The 15,800-nt window shown below is 66.3% G+C and carries 17 protein-coding genes, 2 tRNA genes and 2 pseudogenes; 13 read left to right on the forward strand and 8 right to left on the reverse strand.

Annotation, left to right across the window (positions count from 1 at the left end):
• Positions 1 to 301 precede the first annotated feature (301 nt).
• Together TA90_RS00695 and TA90_RS00700 are read right to left on the reverse strand one after the other, a co-directional pair.
• Positions 302 to 637 (reverse strand): hypothetical protein, encoded by a 336-nt coding sequence (locus TA90_RS00695; RefSeq protein ID WP_043534107.1) that lies wholly within the window; start codon positions 635 to 637, stop codon positions 302 to 304.
• A 262-nt stretch (positions 638 to 899) separates the two neighbouring features.
• Positions 900 to 1,685, reverse strand: coding sequence for a hypothetical protein (locus TA90_RS00700; protein WP_043534108.1), 786 nt, complete (start codon positions 1,683 to 1,685; stop codon positions 900 to 902).
• 163 nt (positions 1,686 to 1,848) lie between these two features.
• Here TA90_RS00700 and TA90_RS00705 point away from each other — a divergent pair, with 163 nt between their 5' ends.
• The 11 genes and pseudogenes from TA90_RS00705 to TA90_RS15965 all read left to right on the forward strand — a co-directional run.
• Entirely contained in the window at positions 1,849 to 2,484 is a 636-nt protein-coding gene (locus TA90_RS00705) for a hypothetical protein (protein WP_043534109.1), read from the forward strand.
• 27 nt (positions 2,485 to 2,511) lie between these two features.
• On the forward strand, positions 2,512 to 2,838 hold the full coding sequence (locus TA90_RS14765) for a hypothetical protein (RefSeq protein WP_052450323.1): 327 nt from the start codon (positions 2,512 to 2,514) through the stop codon (positions 2,836 to 2,838).
• 3 nt (positions 2,839 to 2,841) lie between these two features.
• Positions 2,842 to 3,144, forward strand: coding sequence for a hypothetical protein (locus TA90_RS00715; RefSeq protein WP_043534110.1), 303 nt, complete (start codon positions 2,842 to 2,844; stop codon positions 3,142 to 3,144).
• Between the two features lie 229 nt (positions 3,145 to 3,373).
• Positions 3,374 to 4,069 (forward strand): MT-A70 family methyltransferase, encoded by a 696-nt coding sequence (locus tag TA90_RS00720; RefSeq protein ID WP_231550616.1) that lies wholly within the window; start codon positions 3,374 to 3,376, stop codon positions 4,067 to 4,069.
• Positions 4,069 to 4,293 (forward strand): hypothetical protein, encoded by a 225-nt coding sequence (locus TA90_RS00725; protein ID WP_043534112.1) that lies wholly within the window; start codon positions 4,069 to 4,071, stop codon positions 4,291 to 4,293. Before TA90_RS00720 ends, TA90_RS00725 begins: the two co-directional genes overlap by 1 nt.
• Before the next feature lie 175 nt (positions 4,294 to 4,468).
• Entirely contained in the window at positions 4,469 to 4,690 is a 222-nt protein-coding gene (locus TA90_RS14430; RefSeq protein WP_147513295.1) for a hypothetical protein, read from the forward strand.
• Positions 4,683 to 6,851, forward strand: a complete 2,169-nt coding sequence (locus tag TA90_RS00730) for a type IV secretory system conjugative DNA transfer family protein (protein WP_052450324.1) — start codon at positions 4,683 to 4,685, stop codon at positions 6,849 to 6,851. Before TA90_RS14430 ends, TA90_RS00730 begins: the two co-directional genes overlap by 8 nt.
• 247 nt (positions 6,852 to 7,098) lie before the next feature.
• The gene (locus TA90_RS00735; protein WP_052450325.1) at positions 7,099 to 7,950 is read left to right on the forward strand and encodes a replication-relaxation family protein; all 852 of its coding nucleotides are present in this window, start codon (positions 7,099 to 7,101) and stop codon (positions 7,948 to 7,950) included.
• Positions 7,947 to 8,264, forward strand: coding sequence for a hypothetical protein (locus TA90_RS00740; protein ID WP_043534113.1), 318 nt, complete (start codon positions 7,947 to 7,949; stop codon positions 8,262 to 8,264). Before TA90_RS00735 ends, TA90_RS00740 begins: the two co-directional genes overlap by 4 nt.
• Positions 8,261 to 9,121, forward strand: a complete 861-nt coding sequence (locus TA90_RS00745) for a hypothetical protein (protein WP_043534114.1) — start codon at positions 8,261 to 8,263, stop codon at positions 9,119 to 9,121. The genes TA90_RS00740 and TA90_RS00745 overlap by 4 nt, the downstream gene beginning before the upstream one ends.
• Positions 9,122 to 9,624: 503 nt before the next feature.
• Positions 9,625 to 10,584: pseudogene (locus TA90_RS15965) on the forward strand (recombinase family protein); the annotation flags it as partial.
• A gap of 649 nt (positions 10,585 to 11,233) precedes the next feature.
• Here TA90_RS15965 and TA90_RS00760 read toward each other — a convergent pair.
• Positions 11,234 to 11,310: transfer RNA gene (locus tag TA90_RS00760), tRNA-Pro, on the reverse strand.
• A 281-nt stretch (positions 11,311 to 11,591) separates the two neighbouring features.
• On the opposite strand from TA90_RS00760, the gene TA90_RS00765 reads away from it, so the two are divergent.
• Positions 11,592 to 11,662, forward strand: a tRNA-Gly gene (locus TA90_RS00765).
• Between the two features lie 195 nt (positions 11,663 to 11,857).
• On the opposite strand, the gene TA90_RS00770 is transcribed toward TA90_RS00765, so the two are convergent.
• The 5 genes and pseudogenes from TA90_RS00770 to TA90_RS15715 form a co-directional block, all read right to left on the reverse strand.
• Positions 11,858 to 12,166, reverse strand: coding sequence for a hypothetical protein (locus tag TA90_RS00770; RefSeq protein WP_147513296.1), 309 nt, complete (start codon positions 12,164 to 12,166; stop codon positions 11,858 to 11,860).
• Between the two features lie 468 nt (positions 12,167 to 12,634).
• Positions 12,635 to 12,814, reverse strand: coding sequence for an MBL fold metallo-hydrolase RNA specificity domain-containing protein (locus tag TA90_RS15380; protein ID WP_231550617.1), 180 nt, complete (start codon positions 12,812 to 12,814; stop codon positions 12,635 to 12,637).
• Positions 12,732 to 13,475: a hypothetical protein gene (locus TA90_RS15385; protein WP_231550618.1), complete on the reverse strand. Its 744-nt coding sequence runs from the start codon at positions 13,473 to 13,475 to the stop codon at positions 12,732 to 12,734. Before TA90_RS15385 ends, TA90_RS15380 begins: the two co-directional genes overlap by 83 nt.
• A 271-nt stretch (positions 13,476 to 13,746) precedes the next feature.
• Positions 13,747 to 13,881, reverse strand: a pseudogene (locus tag TA90_RS15805) (MBL fold metallo-hydrolase); the annotation flags it as partial.
• 21 nt (positions 13,882 to 13,902) lie between these two features.
• A complete protein-coding gene (locus TA90_RS15715; RefSeq protein WP_269419918.1) occupies positions 13,903 to 14,028 on the reverse strand; it encodes a hypothetical protein in 126 nt (41 codons plus the stop codon).
• 384 nt (positions 14,029 to 14,412) lie between these two features.
• On the opposite strand from TA90_RS15715, the gene tig reads away from it, so the two are divergent.
• Positions 14,413 to 15,800: trigger factor (gene tig / locus TA90_RS00780; protein ID WP_074015205.1), on the forward strand; the 1,388-nt coding region annotated here is incomplete at its 3' end.

Below are 15,800 nucleotides of genomic sequence, written 5' to 3' on the forward strand. Positions count from 1 at the left end.
TGCACCCCAGCGTTCTCGCCGAATGCCAATTCACGAAACTAACAAAGCTCCTATTCGTTGCGCTGGCACTACTCGTTGCGCCTTGATTGCCATACTGCGTGCGCAGCTTGCTGCAGTTGTCTTACCAAACTTCGGTAAGTGCTGCGGGTAGGAACACCGCTGCCATTGTGCGAGCGACCAGGAGCTGGGGTGGTTTCTGCCTGTGGCCACGTGACACCGACGAGGCTTTGATGAGGCGGCAGTCGGCCCGGAGGGCGCCTGCGAAGGCGCTCTCCTCCGGGCGCGGCTACCGCGGTGCAGCTCAGGTGCCCTGCGGCGCCTTGGACTGCTTGGGAGTACGAGCCGACGTTGCCTTGCTGTCCTTGTCGCCGAGGACGGCGTTGATCGCGTTGCGCTTCGTCTCAGCGTCACGCTCGATCTCGGCTCGCATCTGCACAGCGCGCTTGAGCACTGCAGGGTCGGACTTGGACTGCTCGACCCAGTGCTCCAACGCGATCCGAGTCTCCTCGGTCACGCTGCGCTCGTTGAGCTGGGCGAGGACCTCGAGCTGTGCCCGGGTGTCCTCGCTGGTTCGCACCGACAGCACCTTGTAGGCGGCGCTGCCGTGTCCCGCCGAAGCGGGGATGCTCTCGCTCATGGCGAGTACCTCCTTCATGCGTGCGGCCCGCGATCCGGGAGTGGATCTCGTACAAGCCGCAGAACGTGAACGAGGTGACTGAGATTATGACGCAAGGAAATGCAGAGTCAATATTCCGTTCGGGATGTTGTGAAAACTACGGCGATCAAGACACGTGAAACAACCGTGTTCACACTTCACGGCCAACCACTGAGATATGAAGTGCGCGCCGCTCAACATACACGGCGCCGACCGCTACTGGAGCAACGCGGCGTACTCATGCTCAGATTGTGTCGTCGTGCCATCCGGCCAGGCGCAGGAGCGACTCGGCGGTGAACTCGGCGTCTCCATGCGTGATGCGCTGCCCGTAGCGATCGATGTAGGTCCGGATCAGGCGTTTGACGGCGTCGACCTCGTAGCCTCGTGCCTCGTATGCCTGCGTGAGCATCTGGTGGCTGGTCTCCGGTTCGGTGGGGTCGTACGGCCAGGTCTTGAGTCGCTCGACTCTGAGGATTTCAGCGCGCAGCGCATACACGTGTGCCCACAACCGAGACAGCAGCTCCTCGTGCTCGGCCGCCTCGACGGTGGCGACGTCGCCTTCCCGGATGGTCGGGGTATCGCCGTTGGATTCCAGCGGCGGCGGTACCGCGCGCCCGCGAGGGATGTAGTTCTGGGAGTCCCGGTGCAACTGCCAGGCGACCTCGGTGACGATGTTCGGTTCGATGCGCTTGCGGAAATGCTCTGCCTCCCGGTCTATCAGCGCGGCCGCTGTCTCCCGGCGCCTCGTGATGGTCACCCCGCGCGAACCCGGAGCCATGCCGAACAGCACTCGGGCGGCTTCACCGAGCGTGTCATCCGGGTAGTGCACGAGGAGCCGTGCCAGTAAGTCGTCGAGTGCTTTGACCCTGTTGAGCCGGTCGTCGGGCTCGATACTGCGCGCCACCACGCCACGCAGTCCGAGCAGGGTCTCGTCGGCGAAGGCGGGGCCGACCGGCAGGCCCGCGGTGACGATCGGCCGCAACGCCTTCGCGATCACTGCCACATCAGGCGGGGTCACCTGCGTTTTCATCGCACCCGCCTCTCCTCATCCGCCACCTCCAGCCTAGCCAGAAAGCGCCCAGGAACTGTCCTGTCTTCTGCCCGCCCCGCGCTCCGAAACTCGAATACGCAAGCACAGACACCTGGCTGCAGCGCCCCGGCAGCAGCCTCCAACCTCTGAGGAGTCCCGATCCATGCTGACAGACCATCGACTCTCGGCGCACAGTTCGGCTCGCCTGCTGCGTGCTGTGGGCCTCGACCTGACCCGCCGAGTCAACCACCGACTCCCCGGCATCGCCAGTACGTTCACTCGCCACGTCGTCGTTTGCGTCGACGGCAATCATGTTGTCGGCGCGCTTGGCAGTTACACGTTGCCGGCCTGGCGGCTGGGGGGTGAGTACTTCGACAACCTCACTATCAACGTGCGTCACGCGTCGCACCAGGCGATCGATCCCGCCGTCTACGCCCGCAACATCTTGACGACGCTCGCCCATGAGATCGCGCACGCCTACACCCCGATCAGCGGTCTGATCGGGACGACCGGCCCCGGTCGGATGCGCCACACCGAGGACTTCGCGCTCGTCGCTGTCCAGCTGGGCTTGCGCGTCGTGCGCCACCCAGAGCATCCAACCGTGATCTTCACGCCCGACCTGTCCGCGCAGGGCCGCATCGAGTTCGCCGACCTCATCGACCGGATCGCTGCCAGCAACCTCGCCCGCACCAGTGGCATCGCATACGCCGGGCCGCAGCGCTTCCACGATCTCGTGGGGTGCGCTGCCTCCGCCATGCCTGATCCGGCTTCGTCCTCCTCGCACCCGTTCATTCGCTGAGACCCATCCAGAAAGAAGGAATCCATCATGTCCGCACTCATCCCCGCCCAGAACACCAACACGTCCGGCGGCCTGTTCAGTTTCTCGTCGGGCGCCGCTGCCGAGCGCCGCCAGAGCAGCGCACTGGCCCGTCAGACCCGACAGGAGGTCGAGCAGATCAAGTCCAGGGTCGAGGTCGAGGCCACCGCTGAGAGCGCCCGCGCCTTCCTCGTCTCCCACGCCCTGACCAACGTCGCCACGCTCGTCACTCAGGCCGAGGCCCACATGAAGGTCGCTCCGGCCGGTGGCCAGTTCTACGAGCAGCTCATCGCTTCCTACGCCATCTCGGCCGGGCAGCGAATCTCCAGGCTCTGAGAGATGAATGCAGAGATCTTCCGCGGCCTCCTCGGCGTCGGCTGCGTCTTCCTCACTGAGCTACTCGCCGCCTTCGCGCTGCTTCTGCTGGTCGATGCACTCTGTGACAGCGTCGCGCACTGGCTCAAGGAACGCCGCAGGCGACATCTCGCCCAACTCCAGGCCGAACGCGATGCCAGAAGCCAGCAACTGCGCCGCACCGTCCTCGCCCTCGACCAGCAGCTCACTGCCGACCGGGTTGAGGTATCCCGGCAGATGGCGAAGGTGGCGCTCCTGGTGTCGAAGAAGGAGCCACCGTCGACCTGATCCGGACAACATGCGGATCGGCAATGTCGTCTTTTCGTTGACTATTCCACAACAACAATCTGAGCCGTGGTGAGAGCACATCTGAGTACTGGAGCAAGTATTCCGCTCTGCGCCACGTCAAATAAACAACATCCCGAACGGAATATTGACAATCCAATTTCGATGCCCCATAACCATCCATCCGCCACTCGGCCTCGAAATGCACCAGGTGGAGAAAGGAGTTTCGTTCATGTCCGCCAACACGAAAGAATCAGCGAGCGACGCCGCTGCGGCAACAAGCGAGGAACCGCCCACCGCAGACGAGATGTCCCGCTTGGCCCGCTTCGGAACCAGAAAGAAGATCAAGGTGTGGTACGCCGACCCACCATGGGACATCGCCCAGAAAGGGAAGCGCGGCGCGATCCAGCACTACAACCTCATGACCCTGGAGCGCATCAAGGCGATGGGACCACTCATCCGGGAGTTGTCCGACGACAACGCGACCCTCCTGCTATGGGTGACCAACGCTGCACTCCCCGCAGGGATCGAGGTGCTCAAGAGCTGGGGCTTCACCTACAAGTCGAACGCCGCCTGGGACAAGTACTACATGGGCCTGGGCAGCTACTTCCGTTCCAGCCACGAGACCCTGCTCCACGGCATCCGCGGCAAGGCACCGTTCAAGTTCCACGGCCAGCGCTCCACGCTCCTGTTCCCACGCACCGAACACAGTCACAAGCCTGACGAGATGATCCCCCTCATCGAACGCCTTCTCGACGGGCCCTATGCGGAGCTGTTCGCCCGGCGCCGACCAAACTCCCGCTCCGACTGGAGCATCTGGGGCAACGAGGTCGACAGCGACTTCACGCTGCCCGGGTTCCCGGTACCCAGCGACAAGAAGTTCCCGAGGCCCAGGCAGGCGAGCACCGGAGGGCCCAGTGATGCCTGATGTTCTCCGCCAACACGCCCTCCGGCAAGAACGACAAGGAGCCCACCACGATGGGTCAGCGCATCCTCGGATTCTGCTTCACGTTCTTCCTCAGCGTGATGCTGCTGTACCTCGCAGTCGACATCCTCGAGTCAATCTGGGGCTGGCTTCTGCTGGTCGCCGGGATCATCGGGACGATCTGGGTCACGCTCGTCGTCTACCGACGCTGGCGCGATGGCTGGTAAGAAGCATGAGCAAGTTCACCTCTGCCCGAATGTTGTGGAATAGACAACCCCTCTTGACAAACAGAAAACAATGGCGCGTAATCATCGGCACCTTATGTCAAGGCCTCGCCGCACGACCCTCTGCGTCTGAACGTAAGAAACGTAAGTCGGTTAATTGCCGAAAGCAGGTGTGTATATGAGTCGAAAACCTCAGCGCCGCTATCGCAAACACCCTGATCGCAGGGTCTGGGTGTTTAGTGAACTCAATCACGATCTACGTCCTGAACAGATCGCGAAGATCCTGACCGCAGCAGGTCTGGAACAGGCACGTCTTGAGGCGAAGGCCGCCGAAGAACACAACCAGCACACCGACCATGGCTCTTCGAACTCACCCTTGGAGGAGGCGTCCGATGACTGACCCGATCCACTACACACGGTTGCTGCCGGGCACAGACCTGACCTCCGCTCAGGTGCAGCGCCTACTCGAACGACTCAGCACGCCGGATGCACTGCGCCCACTGGTGTTCGAAACCTGGGCGACCGATGACTGCATCACACACCTGGTCGGCCGCGCCGAGTCTGGCAAGCCGACACTGCGCACCCTCATCCGCTCCTACCTCCCGGAAGCCCGGACACTGCGGGCGAGCCGTCCAGCAGCGCCGGAACGGGTGGCGCGCCTCAAGACCTCCCCCCGGGGCATGCCGCTGCGCCATGACGCGCTCGAAGATCTCCTGCACGCCATCTACAGCGTGCTCTCGGGGCGACGCAGGAGCGAGACCATCGCCGTCCAAGTGGTGCTCGGTCGCGGTCACCGGCCCGCGTCGGTACCCAGCAAGATCCTCGATCCGACCACGTCCATACCCGATCTGCTGCTGCGCGGGACCGCTGCGGCATCGACGCAGACCCGCAAGTGGGTCGCCCAGCACGCTGCCCAGGCACGGATCGAGGTGACGGTGCGCATCGGTGTGTCCGCGCCCGCATCTGCCCGTCGCCGTCAGATCCGCGGCCAGTTCCTCAGCGCTTTCGACCAGCTGGAAGCACCCGGAGCACACCTGACCCTCGTCAGCGAACGCGCACACAAATGGGAGCATGCAGTCCCCCGGTGGCACTCACTGCCGCTGACCGCCATGCAGCTGGTAGGCCTCATCGGCTGGCCGGTCGACGAGCTCGAACTCCCTGGACTGCCACCGCGCCACCCGAGACTCCTGACTCCGCCACGCGGCATCGAAGAGAAGACGTCGGTCTTCGCGCGCAGCACCACGCCCGGCGTGAACAAGCCCATCGGCATGACACCCTTTGCCCGGCTGATGCACCTTGCCATCACTGGGGGCACCGGGTCAGGCAAGAGCGAGATCTTCGCGTCACTGGCACTGTCTGACATCCGGGCAGGGCGCCCGCTGGTGCTGGTCGAGCCAAAGCGCCAACTGGTCGACGCCATCGTCAAGCGCGCACCCAAGAATGCCGCCGGGCGGGTCATCGTCATTGACGCGGCTGAAGCGGTTCCGGTCGGCTTCAACCCGCTCGACCTTGGCGATCGTGATCCCGGTCCGGTGGTCGACGGCATCCTCGAAGTCTTCAAGAACGTCTTCACCGATGGCTGGGGGCCAAGAACCGAAGACCTGATGCTCGCCGGGCTCCTGACCCTCGTCGCCGACGGCCAGCGCCGCGGCACTGCGCACACGCTGCTGGATCTGCCGATGCTGCTCAGTGATGACGGCTATCGGCGCGGCGTCGTCGGGGCGGTGGCGGGCGATCCGGTGCTCGCCGCCTACTGGGCAAGCTTCAACGAACTGTCACCAGCGAACCGGGCGAACATCGTGGCGGCACCGTTGAACAAGCTACGCAAGTACGTGCTGCGCAGGAACGTCGCCGCCGTCCTCGGCCAGTCGAGTCCCAAGTTCCGCCTCCGCGACGTCTTCCGCAACCAGATTGGCGAGCCTGGCATGGCTGTCCTGGTGCCGCTCAACGACGCGCTCATCGGGCCGGGTGCCGCCCAACTGCTTGGCGGCCTAGTCGTGGCGGAGGTCTGGCTGGCCACCCAGGAGCGTGCCACCGAGGACGACCCGAAGCAGCGCCCCGGCTTCGTCTTCATCGACGAGGTGCAGCGCTACCTGCATCTGCCCACCAGTATCGACGATGCGCTAGCCACAAGCCGCAGCTACGGCATCGGCTGGCACCTGGCCTTCCAGGGGCGCGGTCAGGTTCCCATCAAGCTGGTCGATGCCATCGAGCTGAACGCGAGAAGCCAGATCAGCTTCGCTGCCAGCCCGAAAGACGCCACCGCGCTCGCCAAGACCACCACGAAACTCGTGGCCGAAGACTTCCAGGCCCTCGACCGCTTCCACGTGTACTGCAACCTCGCCGTCGACGGCGCACCGGCTGGCTGGTTCTCCGCACGCACCGAACCACCCGCACCGGACTCCGGTCATGCAGAAGACATCCGGGCCGCCTACCGCGAGCAGTTCGCTGGCGATGGTGCAACTGCCGTCACCGACACAAGTCCAACACCAAGCGCCACCTCACCCGGCACGGGTGGCGAGCCGAGCGTGGGAACGCATCAGCGACGGAGGCGACCATGAAAGCAATGCTGGTGGCAAAGGCGACGTCCACGGGGGCCAGGTGCGAGGGCTCGAGAAGTGTCCGGTCTGTTCCGTTCCATGTTCCAACCGCTGTTCCGTTCACTCTGCGCAAGCGTGCCCCTGTTGACCACTGTTCCGGCGATTCCGGCCTGAACTGGGATGGAACTCCCGCTCAATCGAGCGGGACGCGGGGCCACCACCAGGTGGGCGCTGCGACGGACCACTGCGAGGAGCAAGGAGGTGTCTTATGACACCGCGCAGGCCTTACCGGATCGACGGGTTGCTGTTGCATCTCACCGAGCGTGACATCCGTGTCCTGGAAGTCTTGGAGCAGTTCCGGCTGCTCGACACGAGGCTCGTCCAACGCCTCCAGTTCCCTGTCGGAGGCGACCAGAACGCGGGCGAGCACGTGACGGCCTCCTCGGCGACCCGCACCGCCACGAGGGTGCTCGGGCGGCTGGAGGGCCACGGCCTGGTCGCCCGCGTGGGCCGCCGTGTGGGTGGCAGGGGGCACGGTTCGGGCCAGACCATATGGCAATTGGGTGCGCCCGGAGAACGCCTCCTACGGGCCCGACGTGGCGAAACCGGGCGCAGGCGCTACGTCGACCCCGGCGCCGGATTCCTCGCCCACACCCTGGCGGTCGCCCACTACGCCGCAACCCTGAACGAGAAGGCGCGCGCCGACCGCTTCGAGATCCCCCAACTGCAGACCGAGCCCGCCTCCTGGCGAGGCTTCCAGGCAGCCCACGGTGGGGCTGTGACCCTTAAGCCGGACCTCTCCGTCGTCACGGCCGATGCCGAGAGCGAAACGCACAGCTTCATCGAGATCGACCGCGACACCGAGCACCTGCCCTCCGTGCTCCGAAAGTCGATGCGCTACCAGCAGTACTGGCAGGCAGGCGTCGAGCAGGTCACATACGACCTGTTCCCGGCCGTCGTCTGGGTGACACCCGACCAGACACGCGCTGACAAGATCCGGCGCGCCATCACAGAGGACCCCACCCTCAACGTCGCACTCTTCCATGCGGCCACCGCCGAACAATCGCTCGACGTGGTCGCACCGTACCCATCACTTAACCCGAAAGGAGGTTCATTGTGAACTCATTATCAACAAGCAACGCCACGGGCAGTTTCAGGACATCCGAGTCCTTCACCCGCGAGGAGGTACGAGGCGCGATCAACTTCCTCCGCGATCTGCCTCGACCCGAGCTGCAGAAAGCCCTGGCCCAGGTCATCGCCGGCGCGATCGCCGACTCCGAGCACATCGCCATGCAGCAGTTCGCCTCCACCGGCGAGCTCAACGCTGAGGCCCTGCTCGACGAACTCGACCGAGTCGAGGTCGCTTTCGAAGAAGAAGCCTGGGTCGACGCCCTCGCACGCTTCGTGCTCTTCACGAGCAAAGGCCGCTCATGAGCGAGTACGACCACCCCACGCACCAGCCGGAGCAACCGCCACACGAGAACGAGCTGCAGTTCGGGGCCTACCCGGCACCGGATCGCGACATGCCGAACTGGCGACGCCTCGAGGTGGCCTCGCGCCGTCTGGGGGAACTGATCGCCGCGGGCATCTCCACAGCGATGGATGAACACCGCGAGATCGATGACGCCACGGCCCGCCTCATCGCTCACGTCCTGGGACGCGCCTTTGGCCGCCAGAGCGCCTTGGCAGGATTCGGCCAAACCGGCGAGGGCGACTACGAAGCGCTGCGCGACGAATACCTGACCATCTACGGCAGCGCCGAAGCACCCGCCTCGACCAAGCAGCTGATCGACTGGCTCGGCACCTACCTCGTCCGGCGAGAAGACGACGGCACCCTGCGCCACGCCGGGGAGGACGACCTCCCGCCGAAACTCGAGCAGCTCTTCGTGCCGACCGACGTGCATGTGGGCGAGGAGTATTTCACCGTCCATGTCCCTGCAAGCTACGACCGAACCGCCATCGAGGGGCTCACCGCAACGCTCCACGAGCTGCAGCTCGACAAGGACGCAACCCTCCAGGCGTTCCTGTCCCTGCCCGACGTCAACGCCATGAGCGGGGACATCATGGAGGACTTCCATGAGAACTACGCCGGCATCTACCTCAACGTCGAAGACGCGCTCGATGAGCTGGCGGAGATGGGTGAACGCGAACGCGACGTGAGCCAATACGCCGCCCAACGACAACTCATCATCGAGGACATGACCCCGGACTACGAGGCGCTGCGCGAGCACGCCTCCGACGTCTTCGACCTCGTCGAGTGGAAGGGGCGGGTCTATGTCTTCTACAAGTAGCCCCTCGGACGCAGTGCCGGCCGATGAGTTCCCCAAGCGGCCTCGCGGACGTCCTCGCACGCCCAAGCGAGTTCACGTGACGTTCGAGCCGCGTGACCGACTCGACATCGGAAGACTGGCGCTGGTGCTTCACGGCATCTACGCGCGCGACCAAGCCCAAGCCAACGCCAGACGCCGGAACGAAGGAGAGGCGATACCCCGTGACGAAGCCGGATGAACGAGGTGAAAACCAAAACGCACCGCGACCCCCGTCCGAAGTCGCCGAACATGCTCTGACCAGCCGAAATGAGCTTGACTCCCCAGGCAAAGAGAGCGTCAATTCGGAGGACCTAACAGGAGGGACCACCATGAACGGAACATTTGAACAATCAACAAAGGCCCGGGAGCCAACGCTCACATCCATCACCGGGCTGGAGCACCTACTGAAGAAGAACGACCCCGACGGCCCCGCGGTGCGCACCGGCGGCGCAGTGCTCTACCTTCGGGTCTCAACGACCAGGCAGATGAACACCGCTGCTGACCTCGACGAAGATGGGAACAGCATCGCTACCCAGCGCGAGTGGGCGCTAAAGAAGGCGAAGGAGCTACGCGCGCCGGTGCTGCGCGAGTTCGTCGAACCCGGGCAGTCGGCGCAGACGATCGAGAAGCGTCCAGAGTTCAAGAAGCTGCTGCGCTTCATCGACAGAACCCCCGACGTGAAGTACGTCGTCATCTACATGCGCTCCCGCGTCTTCCGCAACCACCTCGACGCGGCCATCATCAAACGCAGCCTGCGCGATAAGGGGGTCGAGCTGATCTCGGCCAAAGAGAACTTCGGCGACGGGTATATGGGCGACGCGATGGAGGCGATCACCGACGTCGTCAACGAACTCCAAGTCCGCATGAGCGGGGAAGACATCAAGATCAAGATGGCTCACAAGGTCGAACGGGGCGGGACGGTCGGCCGCGCCAAGCTCGGCTACCTCAACACCCGCAAGGACTTCGATGGACGCCTCGTCAACACCATCGACGTCGATCCCGTCCGCGCGCCGCTGATCCGCTGGGCATTCGAGCAATACTCCACCGGTCAGCACTCGATCGTGCAGCTGCAGGTGATGCTCGAAGACCAAGGACTGACCACCCGCCCCTCCGCCAAGCGCGCAGCCACGCCACTATCTTCCAGCCAGCTCGCGGTGATTCTGCGCGACCCGTACTACACCGGCGTCATCCGCTACAAAGGGGCCCTCCACCCAGGCCGTCACGAACCGATCGTCAGCAAGGAACTCTTCCTCGCCGTGCAGAAGGTCCTCGATGGGCGCAACCGCAAAGGCGACCGTGACCGCATCCACTTCCACTTCCTGCGAGGACTGCTCTACTGCGAAGAATGCCGCAGGGCAGGACGTGACAGCCGTCTCGTTTACAGTCAGAACACCGGCCACGGCGGCACCTACGAGTACTACATCTGCACCGCGAAACAGCGCGGCCTCTGTACGATGCCCAGCGTCCGCCTCGATGACGTGGAAGACGCCGTCGCCCACGCCGTCGCCGCCGAAGAGTTCCACACCGACGAACTGGCCGACATCCGCGACGAGGTACGTCACGCCCTCGAAGAAATGCAATCCCACGAGCAGGAGGAGAAGGACGCTCTCCGCAAACAACTTGCGAAGCTCGAAGCCCAAGAGGACCGGCTCATCGACCTGGCCGCAGATGGCAAGCTGCCCAGCACCAAGCTCCGCGAACGCCTCGAAGCAGTCACACTCCGCAAGGGAGCGGTAGCCGAGCAGCTGGCCCGCACGGGTGAAAGCATCCAGCGCGGCGTTGACCGCGTCTACACCTCCGTCGATCTGCTCGACAAGCCTCGCGAACTCTACGAGAGCCTACCCGACAGCGCCCGCCGCAACCTTCTGGGCGCGTTCTTCGACCGCCTGGACGTCCTCGTCACCGAAGACGGGCTCCAGCTCACTAGCGAACGCACAGAGATCAACGCCACGTTCCACCAGTGGCAGGCGCAGCACGACTTGGCCGGCGCACCTGACGCAGAGGGAAACGAAAAGGCTCCCCGCACAACTGTGGGGAGCCAATCGGACAACCGTAACCCGCCTATTCAGTCCAAAGGTTTGAATAAGCCGGTAGTGGTCGGGGCGGCGGGATTTGAACCCACGACATCTTGCTCCCAAAGCAAGCGCGCTACCAAGCTGCGCCACGCCCCGATGCCGCCCGGGGGCGACCAGACGATGATACGTTCCCCGCGGCCCGGCGGTCACATCGGGGTACCCCCTGTGGCGGGCAGCCCGCCCCGTTCCCTCCCCGCGGACGAGGGCGGCGCCGCCCTCGTCGGTCGTGGCCCCGGGTGAGCGGTGCCCGGACCGGGCGACGCGCCCTGGGGTGGAGCACTCGGGGGAGACGGACCGGCAGTGGTCCGCGGGCGGAGTTCGCATCGACCGCCGGGGCACGCTACCATTCCCCTGTTGCCCCGCGAGGGCGGCGAGACGCGGGCGTAGCTCAATGGTAGAGCCTCTGCCTTCCAAGCAGATCACGCGGGTTCGATTCCCGTCGCCCGCTCCGCACGGCCCGGGCCCGGCGTTCCGACGAAAGGTTGGCGTCGGGCCTTCGGCGTGAGAGGGCTCTTCCGTCCACCTCTTGGCCACTCGTTTAGCCATGTGCACCGTCCGTGTGCAGACGCTCCTGCCCACCCTCAAGGCATGCACGACGAGATGCCGGCCCGGCATCTCAACGACCGGAACTCCTCCAGCGGCGTCACCCCTGCGCGGAGCCCATCGCGTCGCGGGGGAGTCGCGGACTGTCCCGGTGCCCCCACAACCACGGCCAGTACGCGGTGTCCGTGCGCAGGACCCACACGGCGATGCCCCCGCAGAACAGGCACACCAGGGCCAGCACCACCCGACCACCCCAGGAGAGGGTGCCGAACCCGGGGATGGCGAGTGCGACCAGGCAGAGGGCCACTGCGGTGGTGACGAGGGCCCAGAAGGACACCCACAGGGCGAGGGCGAGCAGAGTCCACCGGCGTCCCGCCCGTCCCATCTGCAGGTAGCGTCGTCGTGACATCACCCAGTGGGGCATCCCGAAGGAGATGAACAGGGCGTCCTCCTCGAGATCGGACGCCTGCCCGGACCGCCCGGAACCGAGGCGCGCAGGCGCAGGTGCGTCCGGTCGCGCTCCCGTCCCCGCCCGGGCCCGCGCCCTGGCCCGTCGGGTCCTGCGCCTCGGCCCGCTGGTGCCCCGTCCCATGTCCGTGACCCCACAGGGGGAGAGCCGGGCGGCGACAGGGTCTTGTGTACCCTGAGGCCAAGGGCGTGACGCCGATGATCGATCCCGGCAGCGTCCAGATGCCCGTCCCACGTTTTTCCGCGTGAGGGTGGGCATCGTCCAATTCTCCGGCCGGGGCGGTCCCGGTCCGCCGTCCGTTGCCCTGCGTCTCCTGCCCACCACCCGGGGCCCTCCACCTTCCACCCGCTGCCCACCACCCGCTGCCCACCACCCGGCACACGCGGGCGCACCCCCGACCCGGACCGGTCAGCCGACCCGCACGGAGTCCAGGTGCCCGGGCACCGTCGCCTCGATCCCCAGCTCCTCGGTGATGCGACGTGCCAGGGCCAGGGCCGAGTCCGGCTCACCGTGGACGCAGAACACGCGTCGCGGACGGGGGCGCAGGGCGCCCAGCCAGGCCAGGAGGTCGGAGGCGTCGGCGTGCACGGAGAACTCCTCCTCGCGCACGACCTCCGCGGCCACCGCCACGTGGGCCCCGTGCATCTTCAGCTGGGTGGCACCGTCGGCCAACGCCCGCCCCTGGTTCCACCGCCTGGTACCCGGTGAGGACCACGGTGTGCCGGGGGTCGGGCAGCATGTGCTCGAGGTGGTGCAGGACCCGCCCGCCGGTCGCCATGCCCGAGGCGGAGATGATGACGCAGGGGCGGTGGGGACGGTTGAGCTGCTTGGACTCCTCGACCGTGTGGACCTCGCGCAGGTCGAGACCGGGGAGGCGGAACCCCCGCGCCTCGGGACGCAGCTCCCCGGCGGCGGAGGGGGACTGGTAGATGCGCAGGCTGGCCAGGGCCATCGGGGAGTCGACGAAGATCGGCAGGGGAGGGATGCGACCCTCGCGCTGCATGTCGGCCAGGGCGGTGAGGACCACCTCGGTGCGGTCGACCGCGAAGGCGGGGACGAGGACCGACCCGCCGCGAGCGACCGTGCGCCGGATCGCCTCGGCGAGCACCCGGTGGGGTTCCGCGCCCGGCTCGGGGTGCTCGCGGTCCCCGTAGGTCGACTCCACCAGGACGGTCGCGGCGCCGGGAGGCACCTCCCGCGGGCGCAGGACTGGGTGCGTGGCGCGGCCGAGGTCCCCCGAGAAGAGCACCGGGCCGTCCGCGGTGTGCAGGCGGATGCTGGCCGAGCCCAGGATGTCGCCCGGCGCGGGTCCAGCGTGCCGAGACCCCGACCCCCAGGTCCACGTCCCGGTCGAAGGGCACCTCGCGGAGGAGCGGCAGGGTGCGCTCGACGTCGCTGACCCGGTAGAGCGGTTCGGCGTTGCGGTGGCGGGAGTAGCCGTGGGAGCGGGCATCGTCGGCGTCGCGCTCCTGGAGGAACGCGGAGTCGCGCAGGACGATCCCGCACAGCTCGGCCGTGGCGCGCGTCGCCCAGATCCTGCCGGTGAAACCGTGGCGCACCAGGCGGGGGAGGTACCCGCAGTGGTCGAGGTGGGCGTGGGTGACCAGGACGTCGGAGATGGACGAGGGCGGGACGGGGAAGTCCGACCAGTTCATCAGCCGCAGGCGCTTCTCCCCTTAGAACAGACCGGCGTCCACGAGGATCCGGCGCTCGCCGGGCCCGCCCTCGTCCGTCGTGACCAGGAACTTCGAACCGGTCACGGTGCCGGAGGCCCCGAGGAAGGACAGCGTCGTCGATGCCATGCCCCCACTGTGCCCGTTCCTCGACCCGCGCGGTGGCGGATTGGGTCCCCGATCCGGGTCTCCGCCGAGGGGCACGGGCCGTCCCCCTGTCCCGGGGGAGTGGGGCGCGCCCGGTGCCGGTGTCCGTCGCGGGGCCGGTCGGGGGTCCGCCCCACCGCCGGTGCCGCGGTCGGGGAGCCGAATGGTGGGCCCGCTGGCCGCCGGGCCCCACTCCTGGACGCACGTCGAGGACCGCCAACGCGTGCGGTTGACCACACGCCGGCCCGGTCCGTGCTGGTGGACGGGGCCGGCACGAGACATCGTCATGCCCCTGTCGTAGGATTGGGTGGTTGTCATGCGCCCGGAATCGGCGCCCCGGAACAGAAGACGTTGGAGTGCACACACGTGAAGAGCACTGTTGAGACCCTCGAGCCCACCAAGGTGCGCCTGACCGTCGAGGTCGGCTACGAGGAACTGAAGCCGCAGATGGAGAAGGCCTACAAGGACATCGCGTCCCAGGTCCAGGTCCCCGGCTTCCGGAAGGGTCACGTGCCCCCGCGGATCATCGACCAGCGCTTCGGTCGCGCCGCCGTCATCGAGCAGGCCATCAACGACGTCCTGCCCCGCATGTACTCCCAGGCCGTCTCCGAGAACGAGCTGCGTCCGATGGCCCAGCCCGAGGTCGAGGTCACCGAGATCCCCAACACCACCGGCGAGCAGGGCGGTCAAATGGTCTTCACCGCCGACGTCGACATCGTCCCCGCCTTCGAGCTCCCCGAGCTCGACGAGGAGACGGTCATCGAGGTCGAGCCCACCACGGTCACCGACGAGGACGTCCAGGCCGAGCTCGACGAGCTGCGCGGTCGCTTCGCCTCCCTCAAGTCCGTCAAGCGCCAGGCCAAGACCGGCGACTTCGTCACCCTGGACCTCACTGCGACGGTGGACGGCGAAGAGGTCGACTCCGTCTCCGACGTCTCCTACGAGATCGGCTCCGGCACCATGCTGGAGGGCCAGGACAAGGCCCTGCGCGGCACCCACGCCGGTGACGTCGTGACCTTCACCTCCACCCTCAAGGGTGGTGACCACGCAGGCGAGGAGGCCGAGGTCACCCTCACCGTCAAGGCGGTCAAGGCGCGCGAGCTGCCCAAGGCCGACGACGACTTCGCCCAGATGGTCTCCGAGTTCGACACCATCGACGAGCTGATGACCGACCTGCGCGAGCAGGCAGGTCAGAGCAAGCGTTCCGGCCAGGCCCTCCAGGCCCGCGACCGTCTCCTCGACAAGCTCCTCGGGGACACCGAGATCCTCCTGCCCGAGGCCGTCGTCGAGCACGAGCTCGGCCACCGCGTCCAGGAGGACGCCTCCGCCAAGGAGAAGAAGGAGGCGCGCGCCGAGGTCGAGAAGGATCTCCGCCAGGAGTTGCTCTCCGAGACGCTCGCCCAGAAGCTCGGCGTCCAGGTCTCCCAGCAGGAGCTCATCGACTACATGCTCCAGATGGCCCAGACCTACAACATGGACGTCAACCAGCTGTTCCAGGACTCCTCCCAGGTCCAGTCGATGGTCGCCCAGCTCGCCCGCACCAAGGCCCTCATCGAGGCCCTGCGCAAGGTGAGCGTCAAGGACACCGAGGGCAACGACGTGGACCTGTCCGTGTTCTTCGGTGATGCCGACGCCGACGAGGAGGCGGAGGAGGAGGCCGGCGAGGGCACTTCCGAGTCCCCCGTGGACGCGACCGAGGTCGCCACCGAGGAGGAGACCGAGGAGTTCGAGGACCACACCGGTGAGGACGCCTA

The organism is Actinomyces polynesiensis, assembly GCF_000820725.1.
Taxonomy (GTDB): domain Bacteria; phylum Actinomycetota; class Actinomycetes; order Actinomycetales; family Actinomycetaceae; genus Pauljensenia; species Pauljensenia polynesiensis.

Excerpts from the sequence above, each read along its gene's own strand:
- TA90_RS14765 (WP_052450323.1), top strand. The coding sequence starts at position 2,512 with ATGTCCGCACTCATCCCCGCCCAGAACACCAACACGTCCGGCGGCCTG.
- TA90_RS00700 (WP_043534108.1), bottom strand. The coding sequence starts at position 1,685 with ATGAAAACGCAGGTGACCCCGCCTGATGTGGCAGTGATCGCGAAGGCG.
- TA90_RS00770 (WP_147513296.1), bottom strand. The coding sequence starts at position 12,166 with ATGTCACGACGACGCTACCTGCAGATGGGACGGGCGGGACGCCGGTGG.
- TA90_RS15715 (WP_269419918.1), bottom strand. The coding sequence starts at position 14,028 with ATGGCATCGACGACGCTGTCCTTCCTCGGGGCCTCCGGCACCGTGACC.
- TA90_RS00725 (WP_043534112.1), top strand. The coding sequence starts at position 4,069 with ATGTTCTCCGCCAACACGCCCTCCGGCAAGAACGACAAGGAGCCCACC.
- TA90_RS00720 (WP_231550616.1), top strand. The coding sequence starts at position 3,374 with ATGTCCGCCAACACGAAAGAATCAGCGAGCGACGCCGCTGCGGCAACA.
- TA90_RS00735 (WP_052450325.1), top strand. The coding sequence starts at position 7,099 with ATGACACCGCGCAGGCCTTACCGGATCGACGGGTTGCTGTTGCATCTC.
- TA90_RS00695 (WP_043534107.1), bottom strand. The coding sequence starts at position 637 with ATGAGCGAGAGCATCCCCGCTTCGGCGGGACACGGCAGCGCCGCCTAC.
- TA90_RS00705 (WP_043534109.1), top strand. The coding sequence starts at position 1,849 with ATGCTGACAGACCATCGACTCTCGGCGCACAGTTCGGCTCGCCTGCTG.
- TA90_RS00745 (WP_043534114.1), top strand. The coding sequence starts at position 8,261 with ATGAGCGAGTACGACCACCCCACGCACCAGCCGGAGCAACCGCCACAC.
- TA90_RS00715 (WP_043534110.1), top strand. The coding sequence starts at position 2,842 with ATGAATGCAGAGATCTTCCGCGGCCTCCTCGGCGTCGGCTGCGTCTTC.
- TA90_RS00730 (WP_052450324.1), top strand. The coding sequence starts at position 4,683 with ATGACTGACCCGATCCACTACACACGGTTGCTGCCGGGCACAGACCTG.
- TA90_RS14430 (WP_147513295.1), top strand. The coding sequence starts at position 4,469 with ATGAGTCGAAAACCTCAGCGCCGCTATCGCAAACACCCTGATCGCAGG.